The sequence below is a fragment of the Oleiphilus sp. HI0117 genome (assembly GCF_001635235.1).
Window position 1 is genome coordinate 1 of record NZ_LWGA01001321.1, and the last position, 1,176, is coordinate 1,176.

Consider the following 1,176-nt stretch of genomic DNA (forward strand, 5'->3'; position numbering starts at 1 on the left):
ATAACAAGTACGACTTTTTAGCCGGAGAGAGTCAATACAAATCGAGTCTAGCAACTGAATCAAACAATCTAAGTTGGATATTATTGCAAAAAAATCATAAACGCTTCATTATTGAAAACTTACTAAGATCTATTAATAAGCTACGAAAGAAAAATCAGCATACAAAAAATGATTAAAAAACAAGTCTTAGCTAATTTTCTAGCATCATCTAATTTTTTTAGATTGATTGGAATCCTTCAATCTCGCTCTTTAGTTATATTTAACTACCACAGAATCTATAACCCGCCTCTTGACACCCCTTTTGACAAGGGAGTATACGAACACTCTGTCGAGGAATTTGAGATTCAATTGAAACTTATTAGCAAACATTTCGACGTTATATCTGAGCAAGATTTAATCGACTCAATAACCTCAAATAGCTTCCCAAGCAAGCGAACAGCTCTAATTACCTTTGATGACGGCTACGTCGACAACTACACAATAGCCCGCCCCTTATTAAAGCAATATAAACTACCTGCGATTTATTTTATTCCAACTCTCCCTATAGAAAATAGAAAGCTTGGCTGGTGGGACCTTTCCTCCTATCTAATCTCTCAAAGTAAGAAAAGTAACATTAACATTGGCAATCAAAGCTTTCCTATTACCAATGCGCATGAAAAAGCAAGCTCTATTCAAGCCGCACTGGCTAGATTTAAATTAACACCATATGAGCATACAAAAGACCTGATCGAAGGACTATCTAACTCTTGTGAAGTAGCACTACCTTCTATAGAAGAGCAATCGGCTCAATGGATGAGCTGGGAACAAATTAAAAGCTTGCCGGAAGATAACGTAGCGATCGGCTCACACACCCACTCACATCGAGTATTAGCAACATTAGATGAACAAACTCAGTTTCAGGAACTTAAGGAGTCTAAAGAAATTTTGGAAGAAAAAGTGGGACGCACAGTTCAAAGCTTTTCTTACCCTGTTGGCGGATACGACCACTTCACCAGCAAAACAAAAGAACTTGTTAAGAAGGCAGGTTATAAAATAGGTTTTTCATACAATACAGGCTATAACAAGCAAGCAATAGATCCATTCGATATCAAGCGCTGCACCCTATCTAACAACTCCGCATACATGACCGGACAAATGCTATTACCATCTATATATAGCCGTACAGTCCCTCAAACG

The 1,176-nt window shown here is 37.6% G+C and carries 1 protein-coding gene; it reads left to right on the forward strand.

The features are described from left to right. Positions 1-348: 348 nt before the first annotated feature. The coding region (locus tag A3757_RS22925) for a polysaccharide deacetylase family protein (protein ID WP_197470245.1) at positions 349-1,176 on the forward strand (828 nt) is incomplete at its 3' end.